This is a genomic window from Desulfurella amilsii (assembly GCF_002119425.1).
GTDB lineage: Bacteria > Campylobacterota_A > Desulfurellia > Desulfurellales > Desulfurellaceae > Desulfurella > Desulfurella amilsii.
Genome location: NZ_MDSU01000001.1, coordinates 176,024 through 192,968 on the forward strand (window position 1 = coordinate 176,024; position 16,945 = coordinate 192,968).

Consider the following 16,945-nt stretch of genomic DNA (forward strand, 5'->3'; position numbering starts at 1 on the left):
TTTAAGGAGGAAGTATGATTAACGTAGTTTTGTGCGGCGGTTCTGGCACGAGGCTTTGGCCGCTAAGCAGGAGCCTTTACCCAAAACAATTTATAAAGCTTTTTGATAACAGGTCTTTGTTCCAATTGACGGTTTTGAGAAACAAAAGTTTTGCCGAAAAGTTTATTTTTGTTACAAACGAGGTTCATTATTTTTTAGCGCTTGATCAAATCGAAGAGGTTGGTTTGGACGTGAATAAAGCTGAGTTCATATTAGAGCCAGTTGGCAAAAATACTGCACCTGCTGTTGCATTTGCAAGTTTTTTGGTGAATGAAGATCAAGTATTACTCGTATCAAGCGCAGACCATTATATAAAAGAGTCAGATAACTATTATGAAAGCCTAAAAAAGGGGGAAGAATTTGCCAGGTTAGGATACCTTGTAACCTTTGGTGTTAGACCAACAAACCCCAATACAGGCTATGGTTACATAAAAGCTAAAGGTTTTGATGTAGAAGAATTTAAAGAAAAGCCAGATTTACAAACAGCTCAAAAATATATAGAAAATGGAAACTACTTTTGGAATAGCGGTATTTTTTGTTTTAAAGCAAAAAGCTATTTAGAAGAGCTAAACTTATATGAAAACGAGGTTTTTGAGTCATCGCATAAAGCATTGAAAAATGCTAAAAATTGTTCACCAATCAGGATAAAGCCTAAGGATATGTCTGAAATTAAACCCAACAGTATTGACTATGCCGTTGCAGAAAAAAGCAAGAGATTAAAAATTGTGCCTTTTGATACAGAATGGGATGATTTGGGCAGTTTCGATAGTTTATACGAAGTTTTAGAGAAAGATGAAAATGGCAATACAAAGAATAATTCTATCCTGATAAACTCAAAAAATAATCTTATAATAGAAGAAAATAATCGAATGATTGGAGCTATAGATGTTGAAGATTTAATGATTGTTGATACAGCGGATGCTTTATTGGTTTTAAAAAAAGGTTCTGGTCAAAAGGTTAAAGACATAGTATCTGTACTAAAAAGCAAAAACTCAGAGCTCACAAATGCTCACTTAACTGTATATAGGCCATGGGGCAATTACACACTTTTAGAAGAAAATCGTTTTTACAAAATAAAGAAAATTGTAGTTAAACCACAAAAAAGACTATCTTTACAAAAACACTTACACAGAAGCGAACACTGGATTGTTGTATCTGGGACCGCATTGGTAACCGTAGCTGACAAAGAGTTTATTTTAAGACCAAATGAATCAACTTATATAAAAATTGGCGAGCTTCATAGACTAGGAAATCCGGGTAAAATAGATTTAATAATTATAGAAGCTCAGGTTGGCGAGTATGTAGCAGAAGACGACATTATCAGAATAGAAGACGATTTTAAACGATGCTAAACGATTATAAAATAAAAATATTTTATGCGACTAAGCGAAGATAAAAAATTAGTTTTTAAAAATATATTTTTTTTGGGTTTAATGCAGGGTGCAAACTATATTTTACCTTTTATTACCATACCATACTTAGTTAGAACAATTGGTATAGAAAAGTACGGTCTTGTAGCTTTTGCCCAATCCTTTGCGGCATACTTTGTTATTTTTACCGATTACGGCTTTAGTTTATCTGCAACAAAATTAATATCAATAAACCGTGACAATCCTCAAAAAATCTCTGAAATATTTTCATCTGTTTTATTTGTAAAATTGGTTTTTGTGATTTTTGGCATAGCTTTATCTACAATTATTATTTTTAGTTTTAAAAAGTTTTATAGCCAGTATGAGATATTCTATTTTTCGCTTTTGGTATTGATTGGACAGATGCTTTTTCCTGTATGGCTTTTCCAGGGCTTAGAAAAAATGAAATACATCACATTCATAAATATACTGATAAAACTTATTTTTACTTTATGTATATTTATTTTTATCAGGCAAGAAAAAGATTACCTGTACGTGCCTTTGATTAATTCACTGGGCTTTTTGGTTGGGGGCTTAGTAGCTTTCTATATTGCAATAAAGCAATTTAATATCAAATTCACATTTAATTTAATAAATATTAAAAATCAACTTATTGATGGCTGGCACTTATTTTTGGCAATATTGTCAACGAACATTTATAGAAACGCGAATACATTTTTTTTAGGTCTTGTATCCACAAACACAGCTGTGGGCTATTATGCATTGGCTTCGAAAATTATTATGAGCTTACAGGCCCTGATGAGTCCAATTAGTCAAAGCCTATATCCGCATTTATCCAAAAAATACCACAGCATATCAAGAAAAAATGCTATTAAAAATTTATTTTCTATAGCTAAATACTATGGTTTAATACTTTTTGTAATTGTTTTTTTAGTATTGATATTCTCTAATTTTATTATAAAAATAATTGCTGCAAAACCCATGATTGAGGCTGTAATTGATATGAGGATTTTAAGCTTTGTAATATTGTTTGGTAGCTTCAACTATCTATTTGGTACGATAGGTCTAATTAATCTAAGCTTCGAAAGATACTTTACAAAAAGCATTGTGTTTGTATCAATATTTGATATAATAGCGTGTTTAACGCTAGGATATTTTTTTAAAGATTTGGGGGCGAGTATTGCGTTTGTTGCCAGTGAGTTTTTTTTGTTATTGTTAGTTTTTGGTAAGATTTTGAGGATACGTAATGAATAAACCGAAAGTATCAATTACTGTACCAGTATACAATCAAGCAAAATATATAAAACAAGCTATAGATTCTGCTTTAGGACAAGATTATCCAAATTTAGAAGTAATAGTATCCGATGATGCATCTTTTGATGAAACAAAAGACATTGTAAAACAATATCAAGATAAACGTTTAAAGTATTTTAGAAACGAAAAAAATATTGGCAGGGTGGCTAATCATAGAAAGCCTTTATACGAATATGCAATGGGTGATTATGTACTAAATCTTGATGGTGATGATTATTTAATATCGACTGATGCCATTTCTACAATGATAAACCAAATAGATTTTTATAACAAAAAAGAATGTGCAAATATAGTTATGGTTATGGCATTAGCTGAAACTGTATATGATAATTCAAAAATAACATACAAACGCAAAGAAGAAACCTGTATAAATGGTTTTTATGTGTTTCTCAATTGGAATAAAATCCCATATTTTCATGCTGCAACACTGTTTTCAAGACAGGCTGCTTTAAAAATTGGATTTTATAAACACGATATAATAAATGAAGATGTTGAATCTTTTTTAAGACTGTGTCTTTCGGGTAATGTAATTCTTTCAAACAAAACAGTCGCGGTTTGGAGACTTCATGAAAATAATATTTCTATGACATCTGATATTGATAAATTATTTGAAAGTTTGGAGTTTATCAAATCGCCTCATAGGTATGCGCTTGGTCTTGGATATAACAAAAAACAGCTATTAAGATGGAAAACTACAATGCTATTTAATAGATACAACAAAATGCTTAGTAAGATTTTGCTACAAAAAAATAAAAAATTATTTGTAGCTTATTTGAAAAGGTTGCATAAAGAAGATAAAAAAGGTTTTAAAGTGGTTTTTTACCCTAAAAATATTGTAAAAATAATTAGTTTTTATGTGCCTTTTTTATTTGAGGCTCTAAGACGTATTAAATGGTTTTTTACTAACAAATCAAAGCCGCCAAAACTCTGATATCTAAAAATCATCATATTTGAAAGTTTTTTGTTGACAAAATTATTTTGTTATATATTGTATAATCGTATTATATGAGTATGTCATTTTATGGAGGTGTGTATGTTTAAACGGTTAATATTAAGTTCATTGATTTTGTTTGGTTTAAGTTCGATATCGTTTGCAGCAGAGCCATGGATGAGTCCCAGTTGGACTAAAGAATTTTGCTCTTACTGGAATGAGCACCTACAGTCTACTATGGCAGAATGGTCAAATTACAATGTAAACAAAGAAAAAGGCTATAAAACAATAGCTTTTTACAGACAGGATTGTAACCCAAAAGTGATTTCAGCAGTTGAAGTTAAATATGAAAATGGCAAGGCTGTTTGTATTTACGGTGGTTTGCAAAAAGATCAACACCCAGAGTTTGTAATGTATGCGACTACTAAAAATTGGAAATCTTTAGCGGCAGGTGAGTTTGGTTTTCTAAACATAGGAATGTTTACAAAAATGACCTTCAAAGGTTCAAAAGGCGAAGCTATGCAATTTATTGCTCCTTTTAAAGCTTTTTTGGTTGATTTAGGAAAAGTTTCATATACCGATACCTGCCCTTAAGATTTTTTCTGCCTGTAAAACTGCAGGCAGATTTTTTTCTTGACAAATCTTTTTTTTTAATTAAAAAAACTAAATATGGAAACAATACAGAACATAAACCAAATATATAACTTTACAAAAGAGGACATAAGTAATCTTGGTAGCTTAAAAGAATTAGCGCAAAGCAATGCTAATAACTTCATAGAGGGGCTTTATCAGTTTATATCTAAGTTCGATAACTATAGTAAGTTTTTATCTGATGAGGAAATCAAAAACCGCCACAAAGAGAAGCTTAGAATCTGGTTTTTAGATTTATTTAGCGCAAAATACAACGAAGACTATCTTAGAAAAATAAAAAAAATTGGAGAAGTACATGCACAGATTGGCTTACCGTCGCATTATGTTAGCGCCACAATGAGCTTTATTAAATCATTTTTGCATAGCCTCATATTAGAAAATTATGATATTCTTTATAGACAGGAAGAGTTAAAACTGTCCGTAGATAAGATATTGGACATAAATTTGGACGTAATGACAAGCTCATACATTGATGAAAATCAATTCTATATTGCAAAAAGTAAAATTGAAACAAACATTGTGCGTTTGAGTTCAAGAATTTCTTATTTTTTTGACGTTGGTTTGGTTAGTTTGCTTGTATTCACAAGTTTTCTGATATTTTTCTTGTTTGTTTCTGATATAGTTAAATTTTTGTTTAACGCTACTTCTTCATTTGAAAATACAGTGGTAAATATACTAGGCGCTATGTTAATTTTATGGACAATAAGAGAGCTTTTAGAAGAAGAAGTAAAGCGCCTAAAGGGAAAAAAATTTGCTTTAAATGTGTTTATAAGTCTTGCAATGGCGGCATTATTGCGTAAGATATTGATATTTTCGCTAGAGCCTCAAAAGTCTGAGGAGGTTGCTGTACTTGGCTTGCTTGTTTTAATTTTGGGCATAGTATATTGGTTAATGAATATCAGCGAGCAAAAAAAGCAATAGAGTCTTTTTAAAATAATTTGATTTTTATATTTATCTGTGATAACTTTAAGCTCTTAATAATGGAGGTTTGTTATGCGTGCAAAAAAATATTTTTTTGTATTAATAATGGTTTTTGTTTTAACAAGCAATGCTTTTGCATTTAATTTAGATTTAGTAGGCACAAATGGGCAAAGGGCAAATGTGTCAAATTTTAAAAATAAAATTGTTGTGATGACTTTTTTTGATATTGGCTGTTATTACTGTCAAAAAGAAGTACCTACGTTAAACAAGCTATATGAGCTTTATGGCAAAAATCAGAAAAATGTGATTGTAATAGGTGTTGATCCATTCGATCATATTGGACAGATTAGAGCATTTGCGTCGCAGTTTGGTGTTAAATATCCTCTATATTGGGGTAATTACGCTCAAACTGCTCCACTTGGGGGAATTTTTGCTACGCCGACAAGCATTTTCATAAATAAACAAGGTATCTCAAAGGTTAGAGTACCAGGTCAAATTGGCGAGCAGGATTTTATTGAAATTATCAAATCCCTACAATAGCCGCTTTACAAAAATTTTACAATTTCTTGATGTTTAATTAACAACTTATAATATATAATACAAAGAAAGGGGCGTTGCAATAGCGCCAATTTGGGGGTGTGTATGAACTTATCTAAATGGTTTTTTCTTACTTTGGCTTTTTTAATCTTTATTGGTTTAGGTAAATCTTATGCTGCAAACATCAACGGCGCAGGTTCAACTTTTGCTTACCCAGTTTACACTAAGTGGGCTTTTGAGTATGAGAAAGTTACGGGCGCGGAAGTAAACTATCAGGGTGTTGGCTCTGGTGCAGGTATACAGCAAGTTAGTCAAGGGATTGTTGCATTTGGTGGCTCAGATATGTGTTTATCTAAAAAAGAGCTTGATAAAAAAAATTTGCTTCAGTTTCCCTCTCTTGTTGGAGGTATAGTATTGGTGGTAAATATTCCAGGTATTAAGGATAACCAGCTCAAATTATCTGATGCTGTTATCCCTAAAATATTTATGGGACAAATTAAGTATTGGGATGATCCCCAAATTAGAAAGGATAATCCTGGTTTAAGACTACCACATATACCTATTACAATAGTTCACAGGGCAGACGGCTCTGGCACAAACTGGAATGTTACATACTGGCTAAGCCAGATTAACAAAGAATGGGATGAGAAAATCCACTACGGTTTATCTGTAAACTGGCCAACAGGTGTGGGTGGTAAAGGCAATATGGGTGTATCAAACTATGTAAAACAGATCAAGGGCTCAATTGGATATGTAGAGTATGCATTTTGGCTGCAAAGTCATCTAACAAGTGTAGTATTGCAAAACAAAGAAGGCAAGTGGGTTGTACCTACTGTTGCAGCATTTAAAGAAGCTGCTGCAAAAGCAAACTGGCAAGCAAGCAATGGTTTTTGTGAAGCTTTGGTAAACCAAAGTGGTCCAAAGACTTGGCCAATCGTATCTGGTACTTTTGTGCTAATACCAAAACAGTCTAACCCTCAACACAAGCAAGCGGTTAAGTTCTTTAAATGGGCATTTGAACATGGCAATAAAGCAGCTGAGAGTCTAGGCTACATTCCATTGCCTCAATCAACGAAAGGCTTGATATTCAAATATTTAAATGAAAATAAGTTTTAAAATTTGGGAGGTACCTCTCCCATTTTTTAAAAAGGATTGGTTATGAAAAAAAAGTTTGTTATGATTGATTTTTTTCTTAAACATATTTCTATGTTTTTTGCTTATTTTGTTTTGCTTGTTATTTTTGGTTTATTCCTGGTTTTGTATATAAATTCAAAAGATGCTATAAATCATTTTGGTTTTTTTAGCTTTTTAACTAGCAATATATGGTCTCCTGCTTTCGATAAATTTGGTGGCTTAATTGCACTTATTGGAACATTTTTGACGACTGTAATTTCTGCAATAATAGCCATACCTATAGCACTTGGTATAGCTATATTTTTGGTTGAAATTTGCCCAAATTTTTTAAAAACGCCTATTGGGATAGCAATAGAGTTACTTGCTGCTATTCCTAGCGTAATCTATGGTTTTTGGGGTTTGTTTTATTTGGGTCCTTTAATTGAAAAATATGTTCAGCCTCTTTTTAATGCCACACTGGCAAAACTGCCAATAGTAGGTCAGTATTTTTATGGATATTCTTCAAGCGTGAGTTTATTTACCGCTAGTGCGGTGCTTGCTATAATGATTATACCATTTACTGCTGCTTTAACGCGGGACGCGTTAAAAATAACGCCAGATTTACTTAAAGAGTCTGCCTATGCATTAGGTGCAACGAAATGGGAAACTATATCAAAAGTTATGTTTAGATATTCAAAAGGTGCTATCATTGGCGCTGTACTTATTAGTTTAGGTAGGGCAATAGGCGAGACAATGGCTGTTACTTTTGTTATTGGAAACCAAGATAGTCTGCCTACGTCATTAATGTCTGCTACTACTACAGTTACAGCAACAATAGCAAACGAGTTTACAGAGGCAAGTTCCCACCTTTACTTGTCTTCAATGTACCTTTTGGCTTTAATTTTATTTTTGTTAAGTTTTCTCTTGATCATTGGATCAAAAATGTTTTTTTTGAGAAAAGTGAGGGATTAAAATGAGAAAACGCAAAATAAAAAACTATATAGGCTTGTTAATTTCAACAATTAGTGCTTTTATTGGTTTATTTTTTTTGCTTTGGATAATTGTGAGCTTAATCGAGAAAGGTTTTCACTATGTTAACTGGTCAGTGTTTACACAAAATGCTGTCTCTCCAGGAGATGAAGGCGGGGGCTTGAAATTTGCAATTTTAGGCCAATTAGAGGTTGTAGGAATAGCTTCTTTGCTTGGAATACCAGCTGGTATTTTAGGCGGTATTTATTTGAGTGAGTATGGCAAAGATAGCGTTTTGTCAAATGTTATAAGAAATGTTTCTGATGCTATGACGAGTATACCGTCTATAATAACAGGCATTTTTGTTTATGCTATAGTTGTTGTGCCAATGGGTGGTTTTTCTGTGTTGGCCGGCTCTATTGCACTTGCTTTGCTTATGATGCCTATTGTAATAAGCTCTATAGACAATATATTAAGGCTTGTGCCTAATGAATTAAGGGAAGCTGCTTATGCGTTGGGTGCACCAAAGTATATAGTGATTTTTAAAGTAGTTTCAAAAAAAGCCGTAGTGGGTATTGTAAGTGTAATTTTACTTGCGATATCAAGGATATTAGGTGAAACTGCACCGCTGTTATTTACTTCATTTAATAGTAATTTTGAAAGTTATAAATTAAATAAACCTATTGCAACACTAACTGTAACAATGTACGATTATGCAATGGGACCTTATGATAGCTGGCACCATTTAGCTTGGGCAGCGGCAATTATTTTGACTTTTAGTGTATTGTTGTTTAATATTGCAAGTAGGTTGTTTTCTTATTGGAGGTTTAGTCGTTGAAATATATCTGTAAAATAGATGGAAAACAAAAAATTGATGTGCGAAATTTTAATTTTTATTATGGGAAGAAACTCGCCCTGAAAGATTTAAATTTTTGCATAAAAGAAAACACAATTTTAGCACTCATTGGTCCATCTGGATCTGGAAAAACCACTCTTGCAAGATGCTTTAATCGTATGCATGATTTGTATATCAATAATCACTATGAAGGAGAAATCTTTATTGATGACACAAACATTTTAGATCCGAAAATTGACTTGATTGAATTAAGGGATAGAGTGGGTATGGTTTTTCAAAAACCTACGGCTTTCCCTATGTCGATTTTTGAAAACATTGCATTTGGCTTGAAACTAAAAGGTATAAAAAATAAAACAGAGCTTAAAGACAGAGTAGAAAAAGCTCTAAAAGATGCTGCACTATGGGATGAGGTAAAAGATAGATTGGATAAATTAGCCACAAATCTTTCTGGTGGTCAGCAACAAAGGCTTTGTATTGCTCGTGCAATTGCAGTTGATCCTGAAGTTTTGGTGTTTGACGAATCTACGGCTTCACTTGATCCTATATCAACATCAAAAATTGAAGATTTAATGGTTGAACTTTCAAAAAAGTTGACTATTATAGCAGTAACACATAATTTGCAACAAGCGGCGCGTGTATCTGAGTATACGTTTTTTTTATTGGATGGTGAAGCAATTGAATACGATAAAACAAATATTATGTTTACAAACCCAAAAGACAAAAAAACACAGGATTACATTATGGGTAGGTTTGGCTAGGAGCTTATATGAGATTGTTAGATGAAGATTTAAGACAATTGAGAGTTAAAATTTCCAATATGGCACAAGCTGCTACACGCATGTTTATTGATTCAATTGATGCGCTTATACACAAAGATCTGGATTTGGCTCAAAAAGTGAAAGAGTTAGATGACGAAGTAGATGCCCTAGATAATGATATAGACGAATTTTGCGCAAATTTAATAGCTCTAAGATGGCCTTTGGCTGAGGATTTAAGGATTGTTTTGTCTGCTTTAAAAATTAATACATTTTTAGAGCGTATTGCGGATAATGCCACAAATATTGCAGAGTGGATAGGGAAAATTGATTTTGTGGAGTTTAAGGTAGATACAAACGAAATTTCAAACATGAAAGATAAAACTGTAATTATGCTTGAAACAGCACTTGATTCTTTCTTTTCAAAAGACTATTCTAAGGCAATTTCTGTTATTAAAAGTGACGATTATGTGGACAAATGCGAATTGTCCATTATTAAAGAGATGGCTCAAATAACAAATGAGCAAAATGCTTCTATTTTAACGATACCGATGATTTTCATAGCAAGGGCAATAGAGCGTATAGCAGATGAAGCAACAAATATTGCAGAATTATCACTGTATATAGCAACTGGTGAGATTTTTAAGCACAAGCGCATCAAAGATCTATAAAATGTTTAATATATTAATTGTCGAAGACGAAGAAACAATATCGCACTTAATTGAATTTAATTTAAATAAAGAAGGTTTTAGGACTGTAGTCGCAGAAGATGCAAATTATGCAATGTTACTATTAAAAGATTTTATACCTAATTTAATTATCTTAGATTTGATGCTCCCTGGTTTGCAAGGTGAAGATTTTTTGAGATTGATAAAAACAAAAAAAGAGTACAAAGATATAGCTGTTATTATTTTAAGCGCAAAATCACAAGAAAGTGTGATTACAAAGTTATTAACTGATGGAGCAGACGATTACATTGTTAAGCCGTTTTCTATAAAGGTATTAATTGCAAAAATAAAAGCATTATTGAGGAGGATAGAAAAAAAAGATAATATATTGAGGTATGATGGCATAGAACTTGATTTAAACACATTTAGTGCTTACTTAGATAACAAAACTCTTGACTTAACAACAAAGGAATTCGAGCTTGTAAGTCTTTTTTTGTCAAATCCAAATAAAATTTTTTCTCGGGAAGAATTGTTTAGTAGAATTTGGGGATATGAGAACCAAGTTCAAACTAGAACTGTGGATGTTCATATATCGTCTTTACGAAAAAAATTAAGCTCAAAGGCAAATATAATTAAATCAAAGCCAAAAGTTGGGTATGGCTTTATTTTATAAATTTTTGTTCTTTTTTGTTTTATTGTTCAATTTCATTATTTGTTTAGCTGTTTTCCAATTTTTTCACCTATTTTTTTTAAGCGCAAGTTTATACGCTATTTTAACTATCATAATTTTAGAAGGTTTTAACCACTTAATCCCTGAAAGTTTTCAAAATCATGGCAATGTTTTTTTCAGGATTTTTCCTATCGTAAATAAAATTATTGAAAAACAATCTCAAAAAATTGACAAATTAAGTTTACATAGATCCAACTTGCTTAAAGTTATTGAAAATATAAAGCTTGGAGTCTTGCTTATCGATAATAAAAATACAGTAATATTATCCAATAATTATGTTTCTTATATATTTGATTGCAATATTGAACCTGGAAAATCAATAATAGATGGCTGGGAAAATTATAAATTTTTAACTCTATTTGATAAATTTATCAAAGAGAATTTTCAAAAAGTTGAGTTTGAGCACAAAATTTTAAAATTCAATAAAATTTTAATCGAAAATGGTTATATAATAATAATTGAAGATATAACAAAAGAAGAATCTTACCAAGCAATGAAGATGAATTTTTTTTCAAACGCATCGCATGAGCTAAAAACGCCTATTACTAGCATAGTAGGCTATGCAGAAACATTGCTTTTAAATAATGATATAGACAAAAAAGATCAAAACAAATTTCTAAAGTATATCTACCAAAATGCGCTAAATTTAAATGATTTAATAAACAATATATTGCAACTAGCCGAAATAGAACACTTCAAACAATCTAGCGATGTATTGTCTAATGTCGATATTTTGGCTCTATTGAGTGAATTAAACATTAATCACTTAATAAATAGCAAAAATATAGAGTTTATACAAGAATGCGAGCTTAGCGCAATTCCATTTAATAAATATCATTTAAAAACAATATTGGATAACTTGCTTGATAATGCGTTTTTTTATACAAAAGAAGGCTTTATAAAACTAAAATGCCACAACGATAATAATTATTATATTTTTGAGGTTCAAGATAGTGGTATTGGCATAGAAAAAAGCCAACAAGAAAAGATATTCGAGCGTTTTTATAAGATTAAAAGCAAAGGCAGCGGTCTTGGTCTTGCAATTGTAAAGCACCTCGTATTAATCTATAATGGCTCGATAGAGCTAGAAAGCACAGTTGGCGTTGGGAGTTTGTTTAGGTTAAAATTTCCAAAAAAAAATGAATAATTTGTGTAAAAAAGTAATCTTGTGGTATAATATTTGTATGTTTAGTTTTATCTTAAAAACAGAGGTTATATTATGAATACTAAGTATATTTTTATAACAGGTGGCGTTGTTTCGTCATTAGGTAAAGGCATATCTAGCTCATCGTTGGGTTTTTTGCTTAAAAAAAGAGGCTTTAATATTTCTATGTTAAAGATTGATCCATATATCAATATTGACCCAGGTACAATGAACCCATACCAGCATGGTGAAGTGTATGTTTTAGATGATGGCTCAGAGACGGATCTAGATCTTGGCCACTATGAGCGCTTCACAGGGTTAAGATTAACAAAAGACAATAATTTTACAACAGGCCAGGTATATTACAGCGTGATAGAAAAAGAGCGCAGAGGCGATTATTTGGGCGCAACTGTGCAAGTAATACCTCATATCACAGATGAAATAAAACAGCGCATTAAAAAGGCGGCATTAAATAAAGATATCTTGCTTGTAGAGATTGGCGGAACAATAGGCGATATTGAAGGATTGCCGTATTTGGAGGCAATAAGACAGCTAAAATTGGAACTTGGCAGCAAAAATGCCGTTTTTATACACGTTACATTGGTGCCCTACATTAAGGTTACAGACGAGCTCAAAACAAAACCCACCCAGCACAGTGTAAAAGAACTGCAGTCTTTAGGTATACAGCCAGATATCATTATCGCAAGAAGCGAAATTGCACTTGATGATTCGCTTAAGCAAAAGATAGCTTTATTTTGCAATGTTGACGAAAAAGATGTAATCAATGCGTGTGACGTAGATACAGTTTATGAAGTGCCTGTTGCTTTAAACCAAGAAGGTCTTGATTTGGCAGTATTGTCTAAGCTTGATTTGCCAGATAACGGAGTTGATATAAACGAATGGAAAAAAATGGTTCATTCTATAAAATACCCAAAAGATGCTGTAGAAATCGCTTTTGTTGGTAAGTATGTGTCGCTTAAAGAAGCTTACAAAAGTTTGATAGAGTCTTTTGTCCACTGTGGTGGCAATTTCAATATAAAGGTAAATTTACGTTGGATAGATTCCGAAGAATTAGAAAAAGATGGTACTGGTTTGTTTAGCGGAGTTGATGGAATTTTAGTTGCTGGCGGTTTTGGTTCGAGGGGTATTAATGGAAAAATATTGGCAATTCAATACGCAAGAGAAAACGGGATACCTTATCTTGGGATTTGTCTTGGCATGCAGACTGCTGTCATAGAATTTGCAAGAAATGTATTGAAATTAGATGCTAACTCGCAGGAGTTTGACGAAACAAGCCCAAACAAAGTTATTCACATTACAGATAAATGGGTAAAAGATGGCGTTTATGTTGAAGGCAGTACCAAAAAACTTGGCGGCACCATGAGACTTGGAAGCTATCCATGTGTTATTGAGGAAAATACACTTGCTCATAAAATATACAACCAAACATTAATATACGAAAGGCATAGGCACAGATACGAGTTTAACACTAATTATCTTAAAGCATTTGAAGAGGCTGGGTTTGTATTTAGTGGGAAAAGTCCAGATGATAAACTTATTGAAATTGTTGAGCTTAAAAACCACCCCTTTTTTATTGCAGTACAATTTCACCCGGAATTCCAATCACGACCTCTAAGCCCACACCCACTTATTAAAGCTTTTGTAAGTTACTCATATGAATCAAGACGAGCTAAAAAAAGAGATTTATAGTAAAAAAATAAGAAATTTATATATTTTTAATAGTGATGATTATTTTTTAAAACGCACGTATATTGAAAGATTGTCAAAATCAATTGGCTTAAGTGTTCAAAAATATGCATATATGTCTTTTAAGGAATTTTCGCAAGAATTGAATCGTTTGTGTTGTCTTGATCTATTTAGTGAAAAAACTATCAAGCATATTAGGTTAAACTTTGAGTTTGATCAGTTAATCGATATTAAAAATAGTGAAAATATAATAATCTTGGATCCGATAAGATGTTCTGATAAATTAAAATCGGATTTAATTGTAAATTTTAGGCGTCTTAAGCCACAAGAAATCAAGGCTTACTTAAAGAGTAAGCTAAAGCATATTGATTCAAACCTTATTGATAAGATTAGCGATAGTCCTTTTTATTCTAATGCTACAGCACTTTACCTGCTTGTTGAAAGGTTGTCTTTATCTGGCAATTATAATGAAATTGAATTTTTAGAAAAAGAGTTGTCAAACTTTGAAGCAGTTGATGCTATTATAAGTAATAATTTTGAACTATTTAGTGCGTTTTTAGATAAATACAACGACTATCCTTTAGTCCTTGTTTCAACACTTTCCACAATTTTCTTTAATGCTTTTTTGGAGTTATACAATGTGACTGATTTATCAAAAACCTACTACAAAAGGATCGTCAGTGCATTGGGTAAAAAAAGACTTGAAAGTTTGATATCTATTTTGTATGATTTGGATAAGTTATATAAAAGCACGAATATGGTTAATTTATTGCCACTAAAATTAAAAATTTTTTACTGGATGGTGCAAAATTGAGAAAATTTATCTTTGTAGTCCATAACCACCAACCTGTTGGTAATTTTGACAGTGTGTTTGAAGATGCTTTTAATAAAGCATATTTACCATTTATTGAGGTAGCTTCTAAGTTTGATAAATTTAAATTTGGGATTCATTACTCTGGACCACTTCTTAGGTGGCTTTCAAAGAACAAACCTGATTTTTTGAGCCTCATAAAAATTTTGGTTAGTGAGGGTAGGGTAGAAATACTTGGCGGAAGCTTTGCAGAAAGCATCTTACCAATTTGGGATGAAGGCTCTTCAAAAGCTCAGATTGAACGCATGAATGATTTGGTTTTTGATTTATTTGGTGTTAAACCTTTTGGTATGTGGCTTGCAGAGCGCGCTTGGGAACCTAATTTGCCAAGCATTATAAATCCTCTAGAGTATGTGGTTGTTGATGATATTCACTTAAAAAGGTGTGGAGTGTCTTCTAGTGAGCTTGTCCAAAATGTGTTTGTTGCAGATAACGTATTTTCAAAAATTAAACTGTTACCTTCAAATGAAGTTTTGCGCTATACAATACCATTTAGGCAACCTCAGGAAACTATAAATTATATAAATAGCTTTAATGATGATTCTTTTTTTGTATTTGCAGACGATGGGGAAAAATTTGGTATTTGGCCAGGCACTTACGATTGGGTTTATAAAAACAATTGGCTAGAAAATTTTCTAAATGAAATTATTGATGTTGTTGAATTTGTTCTACCAAAGGATTTTTTTGAAACTTTTCAAGGTATTGCAAAAAGAGCTAACCCTCCTACTGGTTCATATACAGAGCTTGGTGAGTGGGCACTTGGTTTTGAAGCCCAAAAGGAATACAATGATTATATAAATCAAATTAAATCTCTAAATTTGTACGATTCAAAAAAACACTTCATTCAAGGTGGTACATGGCGCAATTTTTTAGCAAAATACGATGAAGCAAATAATATGCACAAGCGTGTGTTATTTGCAAAACCATTTCTTGATAAAAGCAATGAGCAAAAAATGCAGCAGTTTTTTGATGCGCAATGCAACGATGCTTACTGGCATGGTATATTTGGTGGCCTATACATGCCGCATTTAAGAAATGCCCTTTATGAAAATATTATAAGTGCTTCACACTGGGAAGAAGCTATAATATCAACAGACATAGATAATGATTTTTCTGTTGAATATATTTTAAATAACGATTTATTTAATGTTTTTGTTAAGCCCAACTATAGTGGGTCTATTTTTGAGTTTGACATAAAACCATTTAACTTTAATATAGCAAATACAATTAGAAGGCATCGTGAATTTTACCATACAAAAATTGATTATAAAACACAGAGCTCTGGTGTAGAAAGCATACACAATAAACTTAAAGCTAAAGAAAAAGGGTTGGAAAATTCTATTTTTTATGACAAAAACAACAGATATAGCTTTGTAGATCATTTGGTTGAAAAAGATTTGACGCTAACAGAGGTTTTTGAGAGTTCTTTTAAAGAGGTTAATGATATACCAAAATATACTGTAAAAGCATTTGATTACAGCCTGCATTTAGAAAATCATCAATACGATATAAAAAAGGTTTATACAATAAATAATTCAAGCTTTACCGTTGATATATACAAATCAAGCGGTCAGTACAATCTATATGAAGAACTTAATTTTACTTTTTTGAGTGCTTTTTTTGATAAGCAAATAATAATCAATGAAAAAGAATACAATATGGATGCTTTTATTGAAGAGCAAACCGATAATATTCTACTTGCAGATAATTATAGAAAACTTTATTTTAATTTAAATTTTACGCCATCGCATGTTTTGATTGTACCCGTATACAGCGTTTCTCTATCAGAAAATGGCGTAGAAAAGCTTTACCAGCAAACATGCATATTTATTAAATGCGACGCTCCAATGTTTAGTTTAAGATTTAATTTGTTCTAAAGAAGGCTAAAAGCCTTTTTATAAGAGTTTTTAGTGATTAAGCAAAAGGTTATTTATCTTAGGGCGGTTCTTACAAGTAGTTTTTTCTCTTCTAAATGTTCTTTATAGCTTGATTGCAGATTAACACTTTATGCCTAGTAAATAATGATTTGAAATATTTTATCATCACTTGCTTGTGCTGTTATTCTCATTAAAATCATTTGCTTCTTCAATCACTAAAGCTTTACCATGCAATAGGCAGTCTGTAATCTTTTTCCTTGCGCTTTCTATAGTTCTGCCAAATGTGGTGCGAGAAATATTCATCCGCCTTGCGCATTCTTCCTGGTATAAACCTTCATAATCTGCCAGCCTTAAAGCCTCTAATTCATCGTGCTTTAATACATTTACTTCTAATTGACTAAATGCAATACCGCATGGTTTAAAGCACTTATTCTGTGGCTTAAACTCAATGTGTCTTCTTCGCCAGCAGTTCCTCATTTACTCTCCTTTATA

Annotated in this window: 17 protein-coding genes; 16 read left to right on the plus strand and 1 reads right to left on the minus strand. The window is 32.0% G+C overall.

The window, feature by feature from the left end:
- Positions 1-14: 14 nt before the first annotated feature.
- The 16 genes from DESAMIL20_RS00970 to DESAMIL20_RS01045 all read left to right on the plus strand — a co-directional run bounded on the left by DESAMIL20_RS00970 (position 15) and on the right by DESAMIL20_RS01045 (position 16,453).
- The gene (locus tag DESAMIL20_RS00970) at positions 15-1,391 is read left to right on the plus strand and encodes a mannose-1-phosphate guanylyltransferase/mannose-6-phosphate isomerase (protein ID WP_086033012.1); all 1,377 of its coding nucleotides are present in this window, start codon (positions 15-17) and stop codon (positions 1,389-1,391) included.
- Positions 1,392-1,415: 24 nt separating this feature from the next.
- Positions 1,416-2,663 (plus strand): flippase, encoded by a 1,248-nt coding sequence (locus DESAMIL20_RS00975; protein ID WP_086033013.1) that lies wholly within the window; start codon positions 1,416-1,418, stop codon positions 2,661-2,663.
- Positions 2,656-3,654 carry a glycosyltransferase family 2 protein gene (locus DESAMIL20_RS00980; protein ID WP_086033014.1) on the plus strand — a complete coding sequence of 333 codons (999 nt, stop codon included), beginning with the start codon at positions 2,656-2,658 and terminating at the stop codon, positions 3,652-3,654. The genes DESAMIL20_RS00975 and DESAMIL20_RS00980 overlap by 8 nt, the downstream gene beginning before the upstream one ends.
- 102 nt (positions 3,655-3,756) lie before the next feature.
- On the plus strand, positions 3,757-4,248 hold the full coding sequence (locus DESAMIL20_RS00985) for an SCP2 sterol-binding domain-containing protein (protein WP_086033015.1): 492 nt from the start codon (positions 3,757-3,759) through the stop codon (positions 4,246-4,248).
- A 75-nt stretch (positions 4,249-4,323) separates the two neighbouring features.
- On the plus strand, positions 4,324-5,226 hold the full coding sequence (locus tag DESAMIL20_RS00990; RefSeq protein WP_086033016.1) for a protoglobin domain-containing protein: 903 nt from the start codon (positions 4,324-4,326) through the stop codon (positions 5,224-5,226).
- A 72-nt stretch (positions 5,227-5,298) separates the two neighbouring features.
- Positions 5,299-5,766, plus strand: a complete 468-nt coding sequence (locus DESAMIL20_RS00995; protein ID WP_086033017.1) for a TlpA family protein disulfide reductase — start codon at positions 5,299-5,301, stop codon at positions 5,764-5,766.
- 102 nt (positions 5,767-5,868) lie between these two features.
- On the plus strand, positions 5,869-6,879 hold the full coding sequence (gene pstS, locus DESAMIL20_RS01000; protein ID WP_086033018.1) for a phosphate ABC transporter substrate-binding protein PstS: 1,011 nt from the start codon (positions 5,869-5,871) through the stop codon (positions 6,877-6,879).
- 42 nt (positions 6,880-6,921) lie between these two features.
- The gene (gene pstC / locus DESAMIL20_RS01005) at positions 6,922-7,848 is read left to right on the plus strand and encodes a phosphate ABC transporter permease subunit PstC (RefSeq protein ID WP_086033019.1); all 927 of its coding nucleotides are present in this window, start codon (positions 6,922-6,924) and stop codon (positions 7,846-7,848) included.
- Position 7,849: 1 nt separating this feature from the next.
- Complete coding sequence (gene pstA, locus DESAMIL20_RS01010; RefSeq protein ID WP_086033020.1) at positions 7,850-8,683, plus strand: phosphate ABC transporter permease PstA; 834 nt, start codon at positions 7,850-7,852, stop codon at positions 8,681-8,683.
- A complete protein-coding gene (gene pstB, locus DESAMIL20_RS01015) occupies positions 8,680-9,459 on the plus strand; it encodes a phosphate ABC transporter ATP-binding protein PstB (protein WP_239393352.1) in 780 nt (259 codons plus the stop codon). The genes pstA and pstB overlap by 4 nt, the downstream gene beginning before the upstream one ends.
- 8 nt (positions 9,460-9,467) lie before the next feature.
- Positions 9,468-10,127 (plus strand): phosphate signaling complex protein PhoU, encoded by a 660-nt coding sequence (phoU, locus tag DESAMIL20_RS01020; protein ID WP_086033021.1) that lies wholly within the window; start codon positions 9,468-9,470, stop codon positions 10,125-10,127.
- The gene (locus DESAMIL20_RS01025) at positions 10,090-10,797 is read left to right on the plus strand and encodes a winged helix-turn-helix domain-containing protein (RefSeq protein ID WP_204218542.1); all 708 of its coding nucleotides are present in this window, start codon (positions 10,090-10,092) and stop codon (positions 10,795-10,797) included. Before phoU ends, DESAMIL20_RS01025 begins: the two co-directional genes overlap by 38 nt.
- Entirely contained in the window at positions 10,781-12,001 is a 1,221-nt protein-coding gene (locus DESAMIL20_RS01030; protein WP_086033023.1) for a sensor histidine kinase, read from the plus strand. Before DESAMIL20_RS01025 ends, DESAMIL20_RS01030 begins: the two co-directional genes overlap by 17 nt.
- Positions 12,002-12,073: 72 nt before the next feature.
- Positions 12,074-13,708 carry a CTP synthase gene (locus DESAMIL20_RS01035; protein WP_086033024.1) on the plus strand — a complete coding sequence of 545 codons (1,635 nt, stop codon included), beginning with the start codon at positions 12,074-12,076 and terminating at the stop codon, positions 13,706-13,708.
- Entirely contained in the window at positions 13,674-14,519 is an 846-nt protein-coding gene (locus DESAMIL20_RS01040; protein WP_086033025.1) for a DNA polymerase III subunit delta, read from the plus strand. Before DESAMIL20_RS01035 ends, DESAMIL20_RS01040 begins: the two co-directional genes overlap by 35 nt.
- A complete protein-coding gene (locus DESAMIL20_RS01045; RefSeq protein WP_086033026.1) occupies positions 14,516-16,453 on the plus strand; it encodes an alpha-amylase/4-alpha-glucanotransferase domain-containing protein in 1,938 nt (645 codons plus the stop codon). The genes DESAMIL20_RS01040 and DESAMIL20_RS01045 overlap by 4 nt, the downstream gene beginning before the upstream one ends.
- A 165-nt stretch (positions 16,454-16,618) precedes the next feature.
- Here DESAMIL20_RS01045 and DESAMIL20_RS01050 read toward each other — a convergent pair whose 3' ends face one another.
- Positions 16,619-16,930, minus strand: coding sequence for a DUF134 domain-containing protein (locus DESAMIL20_RS01050; RefSeq protein ID WP_086033027.1), 312 nt, complete (start codon positions 16,928-16,930; stop codon positions 16,619-16,621).
- Between the last annotated feature and the right edge of the window lie 15 nt (positions 16,931-16,945).